Annotated in this window: 14 protein-coding genes and 1 tRNA gene; 14 read left to right on the top strand and 1 reads right to left on the bottom strand. The window is 39.0% G+C overall.

Going from position 1 to position 16,431, the window contains the following annotated elements; all coding sequences use genetic code 11:
- Positions 1–30 precede the first annotated feature (30 nt).
- From ACFW0C_RS01280 to ACFW0C_RS01340, 13 genes are all read left to right on the top strand, one after another.
- Positions 31–882, top strand: coding sequence for a bifunctional 5,10-methylenetetrahydrofolate dehydrogenase/5,10-methenyltetrahydrofolate cyclohydrolase (locus ACFW0C_RS01280; RefSeq protein WP_378104652.1), 852 nt, complete (start codon positions 31–33; stop codon positions 880–882).
- Positions 875–2,236, top strand: a complete 1,362-nt coding sequence (gene xseA, locus ACFW0C_RS01285) for an exodeoxyribonuclease VII large subunit (protein ID WP_378104655.1) — start codon at positions 875–877, stop codon at positions 2,234–2,236. Before ACFW0C_RS01280 ends, xseA begins: the two co-directional genes overlap by 8 nt.
- Positions 2,237–2,482 (top strand): exodeoxyribonuclease VII small subunit, encoded by a 246-nt coding sequence (locus ACFW0C_RS01290; protein WP_378104657.1) that lies wholly within the window; start codon positions 2,237–2,239, stop codon positions 2,480–2,482.
- Positions 2,482–3,375, top strand: coding sequence for a polyprenyl synthetase family protein (locus ACFW0C_RS01295; protein ID WP_378104659.1), 894 nt, complete (start codon positions 2,482–2,484; stop codon positions 3,373–3,375). Before ACFW0C_RS01290 ends, ACFW0C_RS01295 begins: the two co-directional genes overlap by 1 nt.
- 20 nt (positions 3,376–3,395) lie before the next feature.
- Positions 3,396–4,211, top strand: a complete 816-nt coding sequence (locus ACFW0C_RS01300; RefSeq protein ID WP_378104660.1) for a TlyA family RNA methyltransferase — start codon at positions 3,396–3,398, stop codon at positions 4,209–4,211.
- Between the two features lie 39 nt (positions 4,212–4,250).
- Positions 4,251–5,945, top strand: coding sequence for a DNA repair protein RecN (recN, locus tag ACFW0C_RS01305; protein WP_378104663.1), 1,695 nt, complete (start codon positions 4,251–4,253; stop codon positions 5,943–5,945).
- A gap of 19 nt (positions 5,946–5,964) precedes the next feature.
- The gene (gene miaA / locus ACFW0C_RS01310; RefSeq protein ID WP_378104664.1) at positions 5,965–6,915 is read left to right on the top strand and encodes a tRNA (adenosine(37)-N6)-dimethylallyltransferase MiaA; all 951 of its coding nucleotides are present in this window, start codon (positions 5,965–5,967) and stop codon (positions 6,913–6,915) included.
- 39 nt (positions 6,916–6,954) lie between these two features.
- Positions 6,955–8,187 (top strand): GTPase HflX, encoded by a 1,233-nt coding sequence (gene hflX, locus ACFW0C_RS01315; protein ID WP_378104665.1) that lies wholly within the window; start codon positions 6,955–6,957, stop codon positions 8,185–8,187.
- 69 nt (positions 8,188–8,256) lie between these two features.
- Positions 8,257–8,330: transfer RNA gene (locus tag ACFW0C_RS01320), tRNA-Arg, on the top strand.
- Between the two features lie 1,039 nt (positions 8,331–9,369).
- A complete protein-coding gene (locus ACFW0C_RS01325) occupies positions 9,370–10,098 on the top strand; it encodes a hypothetical protein (RefSeq protein ID WP_378104667.1) in 729 nt (242 codons plus the stop codon).
- Between the two features lie 171 nt (positions 10,099–10,269).
- Positions 10,270–11,250, top strand: a complete 981-nt coding sequence (locus ACFW0C_RS01330) for a YihY/virulence factor BrkB family protein (protein WP_378104668.1) — start codon at positions 10,270–10,272, stop codon at positions 11,248–11,250.
- A gap of 14 nt (positions 11,251–11,264) precedes the next feature.
- Positions 11,265–12,554, top strand: a complete 1,290-nt coding sequence (locus ACFW0C_RS01335; RefSeq protein WP_378104669.1) for an FtsW/RodA/SpoVE family cell cycle protein — start codon at positions 11,265–11,267, stop codon at positions 12,552–12,554.
- A 28-nt stretch (positions 12,555–12,582) separates the two neighbouring features.
- Positions 12,583–12,942: a glycine cleavage system protein H gene (locus tag ACFW0C_RS01340; protein ID WP_378104672.1), complete on the top strand. Its 360-nt coding sequence runs from the start codon at positions 12,583–12,585 to the stop codon at positions 12,940–12,942.
- A gap of 81 nt (positions 12,943–13,023) precedes the next feature.
- Here ACFW0C_RS01340 and ACFW0C_RS01345 read toward each other — a convergent pair whose 3' ends face one another.
- On the bottom strand, positions 13,024–13,560 hold the full coding sequence (locus ACFW0C_RS01345) for a TetR/AcrR family transcriptional regulator (RefSeq protein WP_378104674.1): 537 nt from the start codon (positions 13,558–13,560) through the stop codon (positions 13,024–13,026).
- Positions 13,561–13,722: 162 nt separating this feature from the next.
- Between ACFW0C_RS01345 and ACFW0C_RS01350 the strand changes: the two genes are divergently transcribed.
- Positions 13,723–16,059 carry an ATP-binding cassette domain-containing protein gene (locus ACFW0C_RS01350; RefSeq protein ID WP_378104675.1) on the top strand — a complete coding sequence of 779 codons (2,337 nt, stop codon included), beginning with the start codon at positions 13,723–13,725 and terminating at the stop codon, positions 16,057–16,059.
- The last annotated feature ends 372 nt before the right edge of the window (positions 16,060–16,431 follow it).

Raw genomic sequence — 16,431 nt, forward strand, 5'->3', positions numbered from 1 at the left:
TACATTACATTATGGATAAGGTGGGCAATTATGATAGAAATTCGTTCGAAAGAATATGTTAAAGTTCAAACTGAGTTATTGAAACAAAGAGTAAGTGAATTGAAAGATAGCGGCATTCACCCTAAAATAGTCATTATTCTTTGTGGTGATGATGAAGCAAGTGCATCATATGCACGAACCAAGATGAGATTCGCTGACAAAATTGGTGTGGCAAACGAATTGATTTCTTGCCCAAGCAATACGACAACAGAAGAATTGTTGGCTGTAATTCAACAGTATAATGAAGATAAAACAGTACAAGGTATCATGATTGAAATGCCTTTACCAAAACAAATTGACGTACAAAAAATCAATATTGCGATTGATCCGGATAAAGATTTAGATGCCATTCACCCTGTACATTTAGGAAACCTATTAGCTGGTAATCAAAGCCGGGTACCGAATACACCACTTTCAGCAATCACCTTGATGGACGAAGTCAATACGACTTTTAGAGGTAAACGTGCTGTGATGATTGGTCGGTCTACAATCGTTGGAAAACCACTAGCAGAATTGATGTTACAACGTGGGGCTACTGTAACGATTGCCCACAGTCAAACGGAAAATATGGCAGAATTAACGCGGTCTGCTGATATTATTTGTGTTGCCGTCGGTATTCCGAACTTCTTAACAGAAGATATGGTTTCACCAGGCACGACAGTGATTGATATTGGGACTACATATGATGAAAATGGTAAAGTTACTGGTGACGTAGACTTTGAAAATGTCGCAGAGAAAACCCATGCCATTACACCAGTACCAGGTGGTGTTGGGCCAGTCACCAAATTAATGGTATTTAAACAGATGATTGATAGATTAGAGGAAGTGACAGGTATTGTCTGATAAGAATTATTTAACTGTTAGCCAGTTGACGCAATATATTGCCACCAAATTTGAAAAGGACCCTTATTTACACCAGGTCTATGTAACGGGTGAAGTATCAAATTATAGAAAACGCGCTAAACATCAATACTTTTCGTTGAAGGATGACCATGCGGTATTATCTGGGGTCATGTTTGCCAATGCTTTTAACCAGCTGAAATTTGATTTAGAAGATGGGATGAAAGTCTTAGCAATTGGCCGTATCGGTGTTTTTAATGCGACTGGTCGTTATCAGTTGTATATTGACCACCTTGAGCCAGATGGTGTAGGTGCTCTTTACCAGCGCTATGAGCAATTAAAGAAACAGTTAACTGAAGAAGGCCTTTTTGATTTTGATCCGAAGCCGGTTCCAAGATTTCCCAAAAATATTGCAGTCATTACCTCTCCATCAGGCGCTGTAATTAGAGATATCATTACAACTGTTAAGCGTCGGTACCCAATTGTGCAATTGACCTTGTACCCAACCGCAGTACAAGGCAAGTACGCTGCCGACGAATTGGTGAAGAATTTAGAACGAGTGTCCGCACACGGTGATTATGATACAGTGATTATCGGCCGCGGTGGTGGATCGATTGAAGACTTGTGGCCATTCAACGAGGAGAAGGTCGTTCGTGCCGTCCGGAAAATAGACATCCCTATTATTTCCTCAGTCGGTCATGAAACAGATACAACCCTCGTTGACTTTGCCAGCGATCAAAGAGCAGCGACGCCAACAGCTGCTGCAGAAATTGCTACACCAGTCTTGTCAGAAGAGTTGATTCGCATTCAAGAATTGCAGGCGCGATTATATCGAGCGCAGGTTAATCGTATACAATATTTAAAACAGCGATTATTAGAATATCAAAACGCCTATATTTTCCGCCAACCGTTGCGACTATATGAAGGGCACCAATTAAAATTAAAAAACTTACAGGCACAATTGGTTCAGTCGCAAGAAAGCTACTTGAAAGCACAAAAAGTTGGTGCACAGCACTTAGACCAAAGGCTAAACCAAGCATCACCTGCAATTACATTAGGCAATTACCGGACAAAATTACAGTATATGCAACACCAATTAATTAATAGCCAGAGCCAACAGGTAAGGTCTAAGGAATATCAACTGCAAAAAGCGATGTCTCGACTGGATCTTTTATCACCACTAAAACGGATGAGTAAAGGTTTTGCTTATGTGACAAGTAAACAAGAACCGATAGATTCCATCACAAAAGTGGATATTGGTGATCCATTAGCCATTCAATTAGCGGATGGCCGCATTACTGCACAAATTACTGGAACAGACAAGAAACAATTTTCTAAAATAAAAGGAGAATCATAAATGGCTATCGATACCTCAAAACTATCGTTTGAAGAGGCGTTAGAAAAACTAGAAGCAATTGTTAATCGACTACAATCTGGCGATATCAAATTAGAAGAATCAATGGACGCTTTTCAAGACGGCATGATTTTAAGCAAATATTGCAGCCAAACTTTAGAAAACGCTGAAGAAACAATGACAAAATTGATAACAGAAAATGGTCAATTAGAAGTATTTGAAGAACCATCGAGTCAAGGTGACCAGTAATGGATGCAACTATTTTTATGGAAAACCAATTACCAGTCTTAGACGAAGCTATTCTGAAGTCTCTTGACCAATTTGGTCACGCCCAACCTGGGCAATTGAAGGAATCAATGGTTTATTCTTTAAATACGGGTGGCAAACGCATCCGACCAATGTTATTGTTGGCTACTTTAAAAGCGCTAAACGTTGACATTCAAATTGGCTTGAATACTGCTATTGCCTTAGAGTATATCCATACATATTCTTTAATTCACGATGACCTACCAGCCATGGACAATGATGATTACCGCCGTGGTAAACTGACTAACCATAAAGCCTTTGATGAAGCGACAGCTATCCTTGCTGGCGACTCTTTGCTAACGGATTCATTTGCTTTAATTGCAAATGACTCAAAAATCGAAAATGCGAAAACGAAAGTAAATTTAATTGCGGAATTGTCAAAGGCAGCCGGATCTACCGGTATGATTGCTGGGCAAATCATGGATGTTGATTCAGAAGGCAAACAAATAAATTTGCAATCGCTACAAAATATCCATAAGCGCAAAACTGGTGAATTGATTCGCTATGCTATTTTTGCAGGAGGACAAATTGCTCAAGTTTCTAGTGAAGTTGTTGCCTTATTAGATGACTTCGCTTGGACATACGGGATCGCTTACCAAATCCAAAATGACTTACAAGAAGTGATGTGGACGGACGAAGCGCGCGGTAAATTGAACCATTCAGATGCAGAGCTTGATAAAAATACTTACCCGTCAATAATGGGTACTAATGGTGCCTTAAGCGCTTTGTCTGATAAAATAGATTCATGTAAAAGTTTATTAGATCAAATTCAAACAATTCAACCAGCATTTGACGTGGAATTATTAGCTGGCTTCTTGAAATACTTAAAAATTTAATTGAAAAAAGGGGTGAATTAATGGAGAAAGAAAGAGCGGATATTTTAGTCGTTCGCCAGGGATTAGCGGATTCGCGTGAAAAGGCCAAACGTTTTATTATGGCTGGACAAATTTATACCGAAAAAGCCTTACGGGTAGATAAACCAGGTGAAAAGTTACCGGTAACGACGCAATTGACTTTAAAAGGGGAAGATGTGCCTTTTGTATCTCGTGGTGGTTTCAAATTAGTTAAAGCCATGGAGTCTTTTGACATCGACTTTACCGGGAAGAAAGTGCTAGACATTGGCTCTTCAACTGGTGGATTTACAGATGTTGCCTTGCAAAATGGTGCTAGTATGTCCTACGCACTGGATGTGGGGACCAATCAGCTAGACTGGAAATTACGTTCTGATGACAGGGTTGTGGTGATGGAGCAAACAAATTTCCGCTATTCGAAGCCTGAAGACTTTGTAGCCGGTCAACCAGATATCGCAACAATTGACGTATCCTTCATCTCTTTAGATTTGATTTTACCACCTTTACGCCCAATTCTTAAAATCGGTGGACAAGTGGCTGCTTTAGTGAAACCACAGTTTGAAGCCGGTAAAGATAAAGTTGGTAAAAAAGGAATCGTTCGGGATAAGAAAGTCCATAGAGAAGTGATTGAACATACCATGCAAACAGCAATTGGACTTGGTTACGATGTTTCAGGTTTAACCTATTCGCCAATTACTGGTGGTACTGGGAATATTGAGTTTTTAATGCTATTAACGAATACAGAAGGTGAACCTGGCCAAATTGATTCCGCAATAAATATTGATGCGGTCATCGAAGAGGCACATTCAGTGTTTCATTAACGAGGGTATCTATAGGGTTACATAAGGGGAGAGATGTAAATGCTTCAGCATCTTACAATTAAAAATTTTGCAATTATAGAAGATTTAACAATTGATTTTGATTCAGGCATGACTGTCCTAACTGGTGAAACAGGGGCCGGGAAGTCCATTATTATTGATGCTGTTGGCTTGTTAGTCGGTGGTCGTGGATCAATAGATTTCATTCGCTATGGTAGCGAGAAATTTGACCTACGAGGGATCTTTTACATGCCTGATTTATCTGAAGAAGGCCGCAATATGTTGGCTGATAATGATATTCCTTTTGATGATGCCCAATTAATGATTGTCCGTCAGCTAGATACCAATGGGAAAAATACAATCAAAGTTAATGGTGTATCCATGACCGTTAGCATGCTCAAAGCTTTAGGTACACACATTGTAGATATCCATGGGCAAAATGAGCACCAGTCTTTAATGAACACGAGCAATCATATTCATTTGCTAGACCATTTTGCTAAGCATGAAATTGCTGATAAACTAGTTAGCTACCAAGAAGCTTATGCAACCTATCAAACTGCGAAAAAGCAATTAGATAGTCAAAATCTAAACGAGCAAGAAGCTGCCCAACGCGTTGATTTACTAAAATTCCAAATCAATGAAATTGAATCGGCGAATTTACAAGTGGGTGAAGATCAGGCTTTAATTAGTGAACGTGATCAATTGCAAAACTTTCAAAAAATTGCTGATGCTTTAGGTGCAAGCAATAATTTGCTGTCTAATGCTGATTTGAATATTATCGATCTAGTCGGTCAAGTGATTGGCGAACTTGAAACCATCCGTGACTTTGACACGACCTATAGTGATTTTTATGAACAAACAACGGGGACTTATTACGCCTTACAGGATTTAGCCTCAAGTATTTCAGACCAGGTAGATCAACTGCACTATGACCCTAATCGTTTAGATGACATCATCGAACGATTAGCGGTATATAAAAATCTGACTCGTAAATATGGTGAGGACACTGAATCCGTGTTAAATTATTTGGATACAGCAAAAGAAGAGTTGAAACAAATTGAAAACCGCGAGTCGAATCAACAAAAATTAAAGGATACAGTAAAAAAAGCGCAAACAAATGCACTAGCTTTTGCAGAAGAATTATCTAAGAGTAGAAAATCTGCGACAGCAGGTTTAGTGAAGGCCATTGAAGGACAAATGCAGGCCCTTTACATGGAAAAGGCTAAATTCCGGGTTGATATGTTAGCGCTAGATGAATTAGGACCTTATGGGATGGATGACGTGGCCTTTATGATTGCCACTAACCTTGGTGAGCCATTTAAGCCGCTTGTTAAGGTCGCATCAGGTGGGGAGTTATCTCGGTTGATGTTAGCAATGAAAACTATTTTCCAAAATGCATCGGGGGTAACAGCAATTATCTTTGATGAGGTGGATACGGGAGTATCTGGGCGTGTGGCTCAAGCTATCGCTACCAAAATGTTTGAAATTGCCCTTAAGGCTCAGGTATTATGTATTACGCATTTACCGCAAGTGGCATCGATGGCAGACCACCAATTATTCATCTCTAAAGAGGAAAACAGCAACCGCACATATACAAATGTAAGATTGCTAACAAATGAAGAACGGATAGACGAAGTCGCAAGAATGCTAACGGGTTCTAATATTACAGCAGTTGCCAAGCAAGCAGCGGCTGAACAAATTGAAGAAGACCGACAATTTAAAGCGAACCTTCGCTAATGCTAGGAGGAGTGGGTGGATGAAGCCTAAGATGATAGTGATTGCTGGGCCTACGGGTGTAGGGAAGACCAGTTTATCTTTAAAATTAGCCAAAGCATTTAATGGCGAAATTATTAACGGTGATTCCATGCAAATCTACCAAAATCTAGATATTGGGACAGCAACACCGACTGAAAGTGAGCAAGCGCAAGCTGTCCATCATTTAGTTTCCTATGTTAAAGTGGACGAGGAATACTCAGCATCTCGCTTTAAAGAAGATGCTAAGTCGGCTATGGAAGCTATTTTGGCAAAAGGAAAAGTCCCTATATTAGTTGGGGGAACTGGCTTATATCTGGAATCCTTTATATATGACTTATCCTTAGGTGGTAAAAATTTGGAACATCCTGAATTCCGTGCGCAAATGGAAATGTTAGCGCAAATGGAAGGGAATGAAGCAGTCTACCAGAAATTGGTTGACTTAGACCCTAAAGCAGCAGACCAAATTCATCCCAATAATTTACGTAGAGTCATTCGGGCTTTAGAAGTCGGGACTTTTTCGAACCGGCTATTTTCAGACCAATCGGAAACGCATGAAAATCACGTGTCACCTTTTGACTTGTTGGTTATCGCTTTAAATACGGATCGGCAAGTATTATATGAGAGAATCAATATGCGGGTCGATGATATGGTCAACCAAGGACTTATTGAAGAAACGAAATGGTTGTTGGCGCAAAACTTAGATGAGGATCAACAATCAATGAAAGCTATCGGGTATAAGGAATTATTCCCTTATATTCGAGGTGAAATGCCACTTGAATTAGCGCTTGAAGATTTAAAGCAAAATTCAAGACGTTATGCCAAACGACAAATAACATGGATCAGAAATCGATTAACAGATGCGCATTGGCTAGATTTAGTAACGCATCCTGAAAATTTGCAACAGGCTATAAAACTAGTAGAAGATTTTTTGAATGCGGCTAGTTTGCCTTAATTTGAATTTATTTAGATTTTCGGTTCAGAAGGAGGAAGTATGCAACAAGTTTTATTAGCAGCAGTTCAGACACCTGACATTAGTGACCGTCAATTTGATATGCAAATGGAAGAGTTAGAGGAGTTAGTGAATACGGCAGGGGGAGAAGTGGTTGGACTCGTTTCACAAAAACGGGAAAGGTTTGACGCTAGAACCCTAATTGGTAAGGGGAAAGTGGAAGAATTGGCTATGCATGCAGATGCAAATGAAGCTGATTTAATCATTTTCTACCAACAATTAACGCCGTCACAAAATAACAACCTACAACTGGCAGTAGATTTCCCAGTGATTGACCGGATTCAATTAATTTTGGATATTTTCGCTATGCGGGCAACTTCAAAAGAAGGTAAGCTACAGGTTGCTTTAGCGCAAAACGAATACCTATTACCGCGTTTAGCAGGGAATTATAATGCCCTATCTAGACTTGGTGGGGGGATTGGGACGAGAGGTCCTGGTGAAACGAAAATTGAGCAAGATCGTCGGGTGCTTCGTAACGAGATTCAACGCATTAAGGGTGAGTTGAAAGAAGTTGAGAAACACCGTAGTCGGACTCGTGAGAACCGGGAAAAGGGCGCCATTTTCCAATTGGGCTTAATTGGGTATACTAATGCAGGCAAGTCAACAATTACAAACGCCTTGACCCAAGCGGATACCTTGGAAGAAAACCAATTATTCGCCACCTTAACACCCCTAACACGGGTATTTTCACTCAACAATCATTTCCAAATGTCCATTACGGATACGGTAGGATTCATACAAGATTTACCACCACAAATTATCGATTCATTCCATTCAACCTTGGAAGAAAGTCGTCAGGTGGACTTGATGTTGATCGTGATTGATGCGTCATCGCCGTATGCAAGCGAACAGGAAGCGGTCGTCCTAGATACTTTGAAGCAATTAGATATGTTGGATATTCCGCATTTATTCGTTTATAACAAAATGGATAAAGTGGCGCATACAAACCAAGCGATCTTGGCCTTTAATCAGCCAAACGTGCAGATTAGTGCCAAGTCTGTAGAAAGCATTGAAGATCTGTTAGCAGCCATCGTCAATGAATTGAAAGACCAATATGATGAAGTTGAAATTGCTGTTTCACCGAGTCAAATCGGTAATTGGATGGGACTGCAAGACCATATTTATTTTGAAAAGATGGAATTTGACGAAGTGTCTCAGCAATACGAATTGCATTTATTTAAACCCAAATATTTACAATTGCCTAAGTCTGAGTAAAATGCACTTGACAGACATTGCTATCTTGGTATAAAATTTAATAGTTGTCATCTAAACATGACGGCTTTTGTTAGGATAGCTCAGCTGGATAGAGCAACGGTCTTCTAAACCGTAGGTCGTGGGTTCGAATCCCACTCTTAACATTAAGTGAAAACCGCTATATATCAACATTTAAGTGTTGGTGTATAGCGGTTTTTTGTTGAAAACTTTTTTTACCAACTAGTGGGGCTAAAAATGCATGAATTGAATTTTTTAGAGGTGTATTTATGTTCATTTTTAGTTACATGAGCATAAATATTTAATATAGCTTGGAAAATGGCATCCTCTATTTTTTGATATTTGACGTTGTTAGTCTTTTTGCCTTTTTTCTCTTTGATACCCTTATTATTTCTGCTAATCACAGTGTCCATAATGGTAAATAATCTCATTATGATATCAATAACACATTACTATCAAGTTCGTAGCAATCAAATTCTCAATTATTTATTAGTCAACTGGTAATAGGTATGTAGAAAATTCATTCAATTAAAGTTCATTCTTCTAACAAGCGTTCTGCCTCTAGATTAGAACGAAGAATAATTTCTGTCGAATGGAATTGATAAAGAATTTGATAGCTAATTAAAACGATAATCTTTTTTTGATTCGTGACCCTCGTGGGCATGACTACTTATGTGATGTCTAAGAAATAAAAGTACAGAAGCGCACAACTTACAAAAAGCGACTGTCATACCCACAACCCATATAAAGAAAAAGACAATTAAAGAGTGGTGAGTGATTCGATGCACTGTATTTTACAAAAAATGGAAGACTTGCCTAATTAGAAACTATATTTTTTATTCTTTATTTTAGAATAAAACATGAAAATATATTTTATCTATTTTATCTTCAAATATACAGAGATGAATCCCATACTTAAATTCATAATAGAATAATTTAAAAGGAATTGATTAGAATCAACGTGTATTTCTCATAGATTGTATTATTTTGTTCATTTTCATAGTCACATCAATATGGTTATGCTGGGTGTTTTGCTATAATGAAAGTGTGAAGGTAGGCCAAATTTTACTAGAGCGTAATCTTGTATTCATGAAATAGTTAACCTTTTGTAAAGATACGACATTTATGGCTTGCGATTTGATTTGTTATGATAAAATAGTTATAAGATAAATGGGAGGTAGGACCATGAAAAAAGTATATTCATTATTAGGTATTTCTTTATTAGCTTTATCATTGGCGGCTTGTGAAAATGTTGATTCTGCTTTGGGTATGTATTCAGATGAATCCTCATCAAGTGAAGAAAGTGCTTCTTCTTCAACATCGTCTGAGAGTGCTTCTTTAAATGTTGTAGAAGCTGATAGCTCTTCTTCAAGTGAGGCATCTGCTGATGCTGATTCAGAAGCTTCAAGCGACGATACTTTAGCGTCAAGTGATGAAACAATACAAACTTCTGAAGAAGTTGTGGCGGATTCATCGGTGGCGAGTGAAGCTGCAACTGCACAAGCCATGACAACTGACGAGATTGAATCTTCTATCATTGCAGCAGAACCTGAAATAACTTCACCATCTTCAGAAGCGGTACCATCTAGCGAAGTGGAAGATCAAGGGACTCACGCAAGTTCTAGTCAAGCAAAAGGTAACCAAGGGGCTTTCGACAATACACGTGCGCGTGACTTGTTGGCTGAAGCAGCGCCTTTAATTTCTGCTGATTCGCAAGGTGCATACCAATCTGACGAATATTTCTTCTTACCAACATTGGTGAATGAAGATTTAGCACAAGTAGATGTTTATCGTCAATCTCCTGATGGACAAGGACATACAAACCTGATTGCAACTTACCGTTATGATGCTTATTCAGGCACTTTGATGGTGATGGATGTTGTGAGTGGTACTTGGCAAAATACGGGACAATAGAATCGCTTAGTGCATACAAATAAATTTAAGGCTGGTGATTTATAATTGGTGCTAACGGGTATATAGCATGCGATTTAACCACCAGTTTTTATTTGCTTTAAATCAGGAAGAAAACTTGTTAAATAGCCCTAAATTAAGTAGTATTAAGAGTAAAGAATTGAGGTGGCAAGTGTGAAAGACAAATTGAAAGATCGAATTATTCCAATGACCTTAGCCTCGGTTAATCAGGCAAATATTGCTGGTAGTGCTGCAGAAATGTCCTATTACTTTCTACTATCTCTGTTCCCGCTATTGATGATGATTGCCAACATTATACCGATGTTACCGTTTGATCCAGATTCAGTTGTTGGATTACTTGAAACATTATTACCTGACCAAGTGGAGCCTATTATTGTGCCTACGTTGGAGTCTTACTTATCATCAGACACAACTGGTGCGCTTTCTGTTTCCTTCATATTGATTCTATGGTCTGGCTCTACTGCTTTTGGAACCGTACAAAATATTTTAAACCGAACCTATGGCATTACAGATAAACCGAATTTTATTATTTCGCGCTTATTTTCCTTTGCCATTGCCTTCGTTTTAGTCATATTTTCTGTGGCATTAAGTACCCTGTTCGTATTTGGACAAACACTTCTAGAAGCAGTAAACCAATTCATAGACGTGCCAATGCAGTTGTTTGATATTTTTACCAGTGTAAAATGGCCAATTCTATTGCTTGTTTTGATTCTGGTATTTACTTTTATTTACCAATTCATTCCACATCACAAGTATCCGCTTAAGTTCGCGGTACCAGGAGCGGTTGTAGCGACACTGCTTTCTGCTGTTCTGTCGGGTGGATTTTCATTCTATGTGAATAATTTTGGTGGTTCATCAGTGTCAAACGGGACTATCGGAGTATTCATTGTATTAATGATCTACCTTTGGTTAACATCAATCGTGTTGATTGCAGGTGCCATGATTAACCATATTATTTACCGTTTAAACAATGTGGAAGAATTCATCGATTCAAGTCCAAACTACCATACAACAACATCTGCGAGTTTCCCTTTTATGGATAAAAAGACAATCGCAATAGGTACATTAAAGCGTCAACCAGGAGATATCGTTATTTTGGATAACCCTGCACGACCACAAAGAAATAGAGATTAAAGGGGCGCATTATTTTGGAAAAACGTTCGTCAAATCGGCGATTAAAGAAGAAACCAACGAGTAGAGTCGATATCACTATCGTCATATGCGTCACGTTGTTAGCTTTGGTGAGTATCGTGACTATTTTTTCAACGACATATTTACAATATGATTCAGGGTCCTATTCCCAAACTATTATGCAAATAGCTTGGTTTGCGGTAGGGGCTGTAGCGGCAGCTGTTGTGATGCAGCTTGACCGGAAAACCTTATATCACTTTGCACCGGTAGCTTACGGGTTCGGGCTAGTTTTACTAGTATTAGTATTGATATTCTATGACCGTGAATTAGCCGTGACCAATGGGGCGCATTCATGGATTACCATTGGACCGTTATCTCTTCAACCTTCAGAGTTAATGAAGGTTGCTTATATCATCATGATGGCTTATTTAGTTCAAGGCTACAATGATGAAGGCCGTCGTCTTGGTATTGAAGACATGGTCATGATGGAACGAGTTAAATTTGATGCGCGATTCTTATTAAAAATTACTTTATGGACTATCCCACCGGTTGCTTTAATCATTGCACAGAATGACTTGGGGACAACCTTGGTATTCTTAATGATGTTTATCGGTGTCATATTCGTGTCAGGAATTACCTGGTATATTATTTTGCCGGCATTCCTATCATTTGCGGTTATCGGCTTAATATTGATTATCTTGGTAGTCTATCAACGGGATTTACTATATGCATTAGGCTTCCAAGACTACCAATTCGCCCGTATCGATTCATGGTTAAATCCATTCGGTAATTCGGCCAATGAATCTTACCAGTTGGCGCAAAGTTTGAAGGCAATAGGTTCGGGGGGCATCCTTGGAAAAGGGCTTGGTCAATTTCAAGTTCACGTCCCAGTTCGAGAATCGGATATGATTTTCTCTACTATCGGTGAAAACTTTGGTTTCCTTGGGTCAAGCTTTGTCGTCTTATTATACTTCATCTTAATATTCCAAATGATTTCAGTGGCCTTTAGAGCCCACGACGCCTTCTATGCGTCAATGGTTTCAGGTGTAGTCATGATGTTCACCTTCCATATTGTTGAAAATATTGGGATGTCTATCGGGCTTTTACCGCTGACAGGTATTCCATTACCACTAATTTCAGCCGGTGGTACGGCCTTAATCACGAGTATGCTGAGTATTGGTTTAATACTGTCAATCAAATATAATGAGGGCTTGGACGATGAACACTTAAGCAAGAATCCGGTTGTGAGAGCCGTTCGCTGGGGCAACCGTTTAATCCCACAAAAATTGATTGATAAACTAACCTAGTTTTTGAATTATCTTAGAGGTGAAACACATGCATAAAGTTTATAGTAAAGAGGGCTTGTATCTTGAAGAGCAAGCTGACGGCACAGTTCGTATCGGCCTTTCTGCTTATGGGTCAGATGCAGTTGGTGAGGTTTCTTACTTCGCTTTCTTCAATGATCATGAGTTGGTTGTGGGTGAGCCATTTTTCTCAGTTGAAGGGTCTAAAGCTGTCACAGACATGCTGGCACCAATTTCAGCAGACATTATTTCGAAAAATGAATCATTAGCGGACCAACCTGAGTTGCTGAACGAAGATGATGAAAACCTTAAATGGTTGGTTGTCACAAAAAGCAATCACGCAATCAAGTGGTCGGATTTCTTATCTGAAGATCCACCGATTGAAAACTAAATAAGCAAAAAACTGGACCTCTTAGCCAAACATGCGGCTTTAAAAGGTCCATTTTTTTAATAAGCAATAGTTGCTACATTGCTAGATCAATGAAAAGAAGTAGGCAATTTCTTCGATGGTATATTTCTTATTGTACGCTTCAAATTTAGCCAGGAAATTGATGACGGCAGAGGCCTTCAAATCATTGGCTAATTCATCAAATTTACTAGGAATTTCCATTTGTCTCACATCGGCTGGGAAATTTTCTTTAACAGACTTGGTCATTTTATGGACGAAGGAGGGGTCGCCATTTTCGCCTAAAAGGATGCTTGATCGGGTAGTATCTTTGGAAAATTTGTTCAGAATATAAAAAAGCACCTCGTATTTACTTGTTTGAGCGAACAACTCTTCAACTTGACCAATAGCCTCGTTTTTTAAATTATCGATAATTTCATTTTCGATTTCTTCAACCACGGCGTATTTATCATCAAAATAACGGTAGAAAGACGACCGGTTTAGATCAGCTTCTTTGACGATATCTTGAATGGTGATAGTGGTGAAGGGTTGGTCGACCATCAAATTTAAGAGGGCTGACTTGATGGATTCTCTTGTTTGTAATGCTTTATTACTTGTCGTCATTTGTTCGTCCTTTTTCAATCTTTAGGGTAAAATAAGCTTGTACTCTTTAAAATCTTATCATAACTGCACAAAATAAGACACTTTGTCCTAGTTTGTGCTAGCCTTGAAAATTGATATATAATAAGCTATGAAAGCAGTAAAAATAAAAGGAGTCTTATGTAAATGCTTGAATTAAAAAACCTCAAGAAAACTTATGAAGTGGGCGATACGGTAACGCATGCTTTAAATGATGTATCGTTAGCTTTTAGAAAACAAGAATTCGTTGCTATCTTAGGGCCTTCAGGTTCAGGGAAAACAACACTTTTAAATGTGATTGGTGGTTTAGACCAGTATGACTCTGGTGATATGGTCATCAACGGCCAGTCAACAAAAAACTTCAAAGACATTGATTGGGACGCTTACCGGAATAATTCAATCGGATTTGTTTTCCAGTCATATAATATCATCAGTCATTTAGATGTCCTATCTAACGTTGAATTAGGGATGACTTTGTCTGGTGTGGCGAAAGAAGAGAAACGGGAAAAAGCGAAAAATGCTTTGATTCGTGTGGGCTTAAAGGACCATATGCACAAGCAACCCAACCAATTATCTGGTGGTCAAATGCAACGTGTGGCGATTGCACGTGCTTTAGCCAATGATCCGGATGTATTATTATGTGATGAGCCAACAGGCGCTTTGGATTCTGAAACAGGCCAACAAATTATGGGCTTGATCCAGGAATTAGCGACTGAAAAATTGGTGATCATGGTTACGCATGATGGGGAATTAGCCCACCAATATGCCAACCGTATCATTAATTTTAAAGACGGTGAAGTGCTAAATGACTCAAATCCATACGATAACAAGGATGCGGATGCAATCTTAGATATGCGTCGCACGGGTATGTCTTACCTAACCGCTTTAAACCTATCCTTCAAAAATATCATGACTAAAAAAGGGCGGACCTTTATCACGTCTTTCGCTTCAAGTATTGGGATTATTTCAATTGCGGTTGTCCTATCTCTATCAAATGGTTTCCAAAAGCAGATTGATTCAACCCAGGCGGAAACGAGTGCTCAATTCCCGGTAACCATATCACGAGTTGCACGAGATGCCTCTAATTTCACGCTATCAACTGAAGAAGAAACAGAATACCCAGATGGTAATACAGTGATTGCCAACGAAGACCCAGCTTCAGCTAGTCAACATGAGAATGATATTACCACTGATTTAGTTGAGTACGTGAAAGACATCGACCCAGCCTTGACTGAGGCTTTAAACTATACTTATTCCGCCCAGTTGAACCTTTTACGCGATGTAGATGGGGAAGTTGAGCAAGTTGCCTTTTCTAATTACGCTCAAGATTCAGCTACCGCCGACATCCAAAGTTTCTATGCGACATCGTCAGGTATGGGCGCTTCCACTTTCCCAGAAGCAACTTCTGGAGATGAGAATGACTTCTTATCGGAAAACTACGACGTGCTTGAAGGGGACTTACCTACTGAAGAAACGGATATTGTCTTAGTGGTTGACGAATACAACAAGGTCAACTTAAATGCATTGAATAATCTAGGATTTGACTATGAGAACGGCGACGAAATTGCCTTTGAAGACATCGTTGGTACCGAAATAGTGGCCGCTTCAAACGACGCTTACTATCAAGAATTACCAACTGGAACATACATGCCAAACCAAGATTTAAATGCTGTTTACGATAACGAAAATAATCAAACTTTACGCGTATCAGCAGTTATTCGTCCAAAAGAAGACGCCACTATGGCAATCTTAACTGAAGGGATTAACTATTCAAACGGCTTGACTGAAACAGTGATTGAAAATAATCAAAATTCAGCCATCGTTCAAGCACAAAATGATAGTGACAGTTCAGTTCTTACAGGCGAAAGCTTAGATGAAGCGGGTAAAGAACAAGTTTTAACTGCACTTGGCGCTAACCCAATCCCGTCATCTATCATGATTTACCCTAAAGACTTTGAAACGAAAGACGACGTTCTTGCCTATTTAGATGCATACAACGAAGGCAAATCTGAAGACGAGAAGATCCTTTATACAGATTTAGCGGGTACCATGACTGAATTAACTGGCGGTATTATGGACGCGACAACTTACGTGCTAGTTGCCTTTGCCGGTATTTCATTAATTACTTCAATGATCATGATTGGGATTATCACCTATACTTCAGTTCTTGAACGTACCAAGGAAATCGGTGTTCTTAAAGCCTTAGGTGCCCGGAAAAAAGACATCACCCGTGTATTTGACTCTGAGACTTTAATCCTAGGTGTGCTATCAGGTTTAATTGGTGTTGGGACTGCTTACTTATTAACATTCCCAATCAATATGCTGATTGAATCCCTAACGGACCTTAAAAATGTAGCCATCTTAGATCCTGTACATGCAGTCGTCTTATTGATTATTTCAACTGTATTAACGGTACTTGGTGGTCATATTCCAGCTCGAATGGCAGCCAAGAAAGATGCTGCTGAAGCCTTGCGGGCTGATTAATGCTATTTGATTATTGCTAGTGTTTAATCTTAATTTATTGCTAGCAAAACTTCAGTCGCCATTTTGCAAAAAAAAAATCACCCGAATCACCTAAAGTAGGAACGCAAAATCCGTCAACTTTAGGTGGTTTTTTCTTCTTAAGGGATGCTTAAAGTACAATCTCTTGACTAGCTAAAATACATTTGCTAGAATGCTAATTAATCTAATTGGAGGTGGTAAACGAATGTCTAGTGACTCTACAGACGGTGAGCAGAGGTACTTTTTTAAATGGCTTTACTTTTTAATTGAATAAAACATATTTCAGTGCGTTGTTTAGAAGAGCTTTCTAAATAAGGGGCTTTTTTGTGTTTTCAAATAGATTAAAAAGAAAAA

It is taken from the genome of Aerococcus sp. NPDC058936 (genome assembly GCF_042741995.1).
Classification (GTDB): Bacteria; Bacillota; Bacilli; order Lactobacillales; family Aerococcaceae; genus Aerococcus.

Bases quoted from the DNA above. Each gene is read 5' to 3' on its own strand.
- ACFW0C_RS01280 (WP_378104652.1), top strand. From the start codon at position 31: ATGATAGAAATTCGTTCGAAAGAATATGTTAAAGTTCAAACTGAGTTA.
- ACFW0C_RS01290 (WP_378104657.1), top strand. From the start codon at position 2,237: ATGGCTATCGATACCTCAAAACTATCGTTTGAAGAGGCGTTAGAAAAA.
- ACFW0C_RS01295 (WP_378104659.1), top strand. From the start codon at position 2,482: ATGGATGCAACTATTTTTATGGAAAACCAATTACCAGTCTTAGACGAA.
- ACFW0C_RS01300 (WP_378104660.1), top strand. From the start codon at position 3,396: ATGGAGAAAGAAAGAGCGGATATTTTAGTCGTTCGCCAGGGATTAGCG.
- recN (WP_378104663.1), top strand. From the start codon at position 4,251: ATGCTTCAGCATCTTACAATTAAAAATTTTGCAATTATAGAAGATTTA.
- miaA (WP_378104664.1), top strand. From the start codon at position 5,965: ATGAAGCCTAAGATGATAGTGATTGCTGGGCCTACGGGTGTAGGGAAG.
- hflX (WP_378104665.1), top strand. From the start codon at position 6,955: ATGCAACAAGTTTTATTAGCAGCAGTTCAGACACCTGACATTAGTGAC.
- ACFW0C_RS01325 (WP_378104667.1), top strand. From the start codon at position 9,370: ATGAAAAAAGTATATTCATTATTAGGTATTTCTTTATTAGCTTTATCA.
- ACFW0C_RS01340 (WP_378104672.1), top strand. From the start codon at position 12,583: ATGCATAAAGTTTATAGTAAAGAGGGCTTGTATCTTGAAGAGCAAGCT.
- ACFW0C_RS01345 (WP_378104674.1), bottom strand. From the start codon at position 13,560: ATGACGACAAGTAATAAAGCATTACAAACAAGAGAATCCATCAAGTCA.
- ACFW0C_RS01350 (WP_378104675.1), top strand. From the start codon at position 13,723: ATGCTTGAATTAAAAAACCTCAAGAAAACTTATGAAGTGGGCGATACG.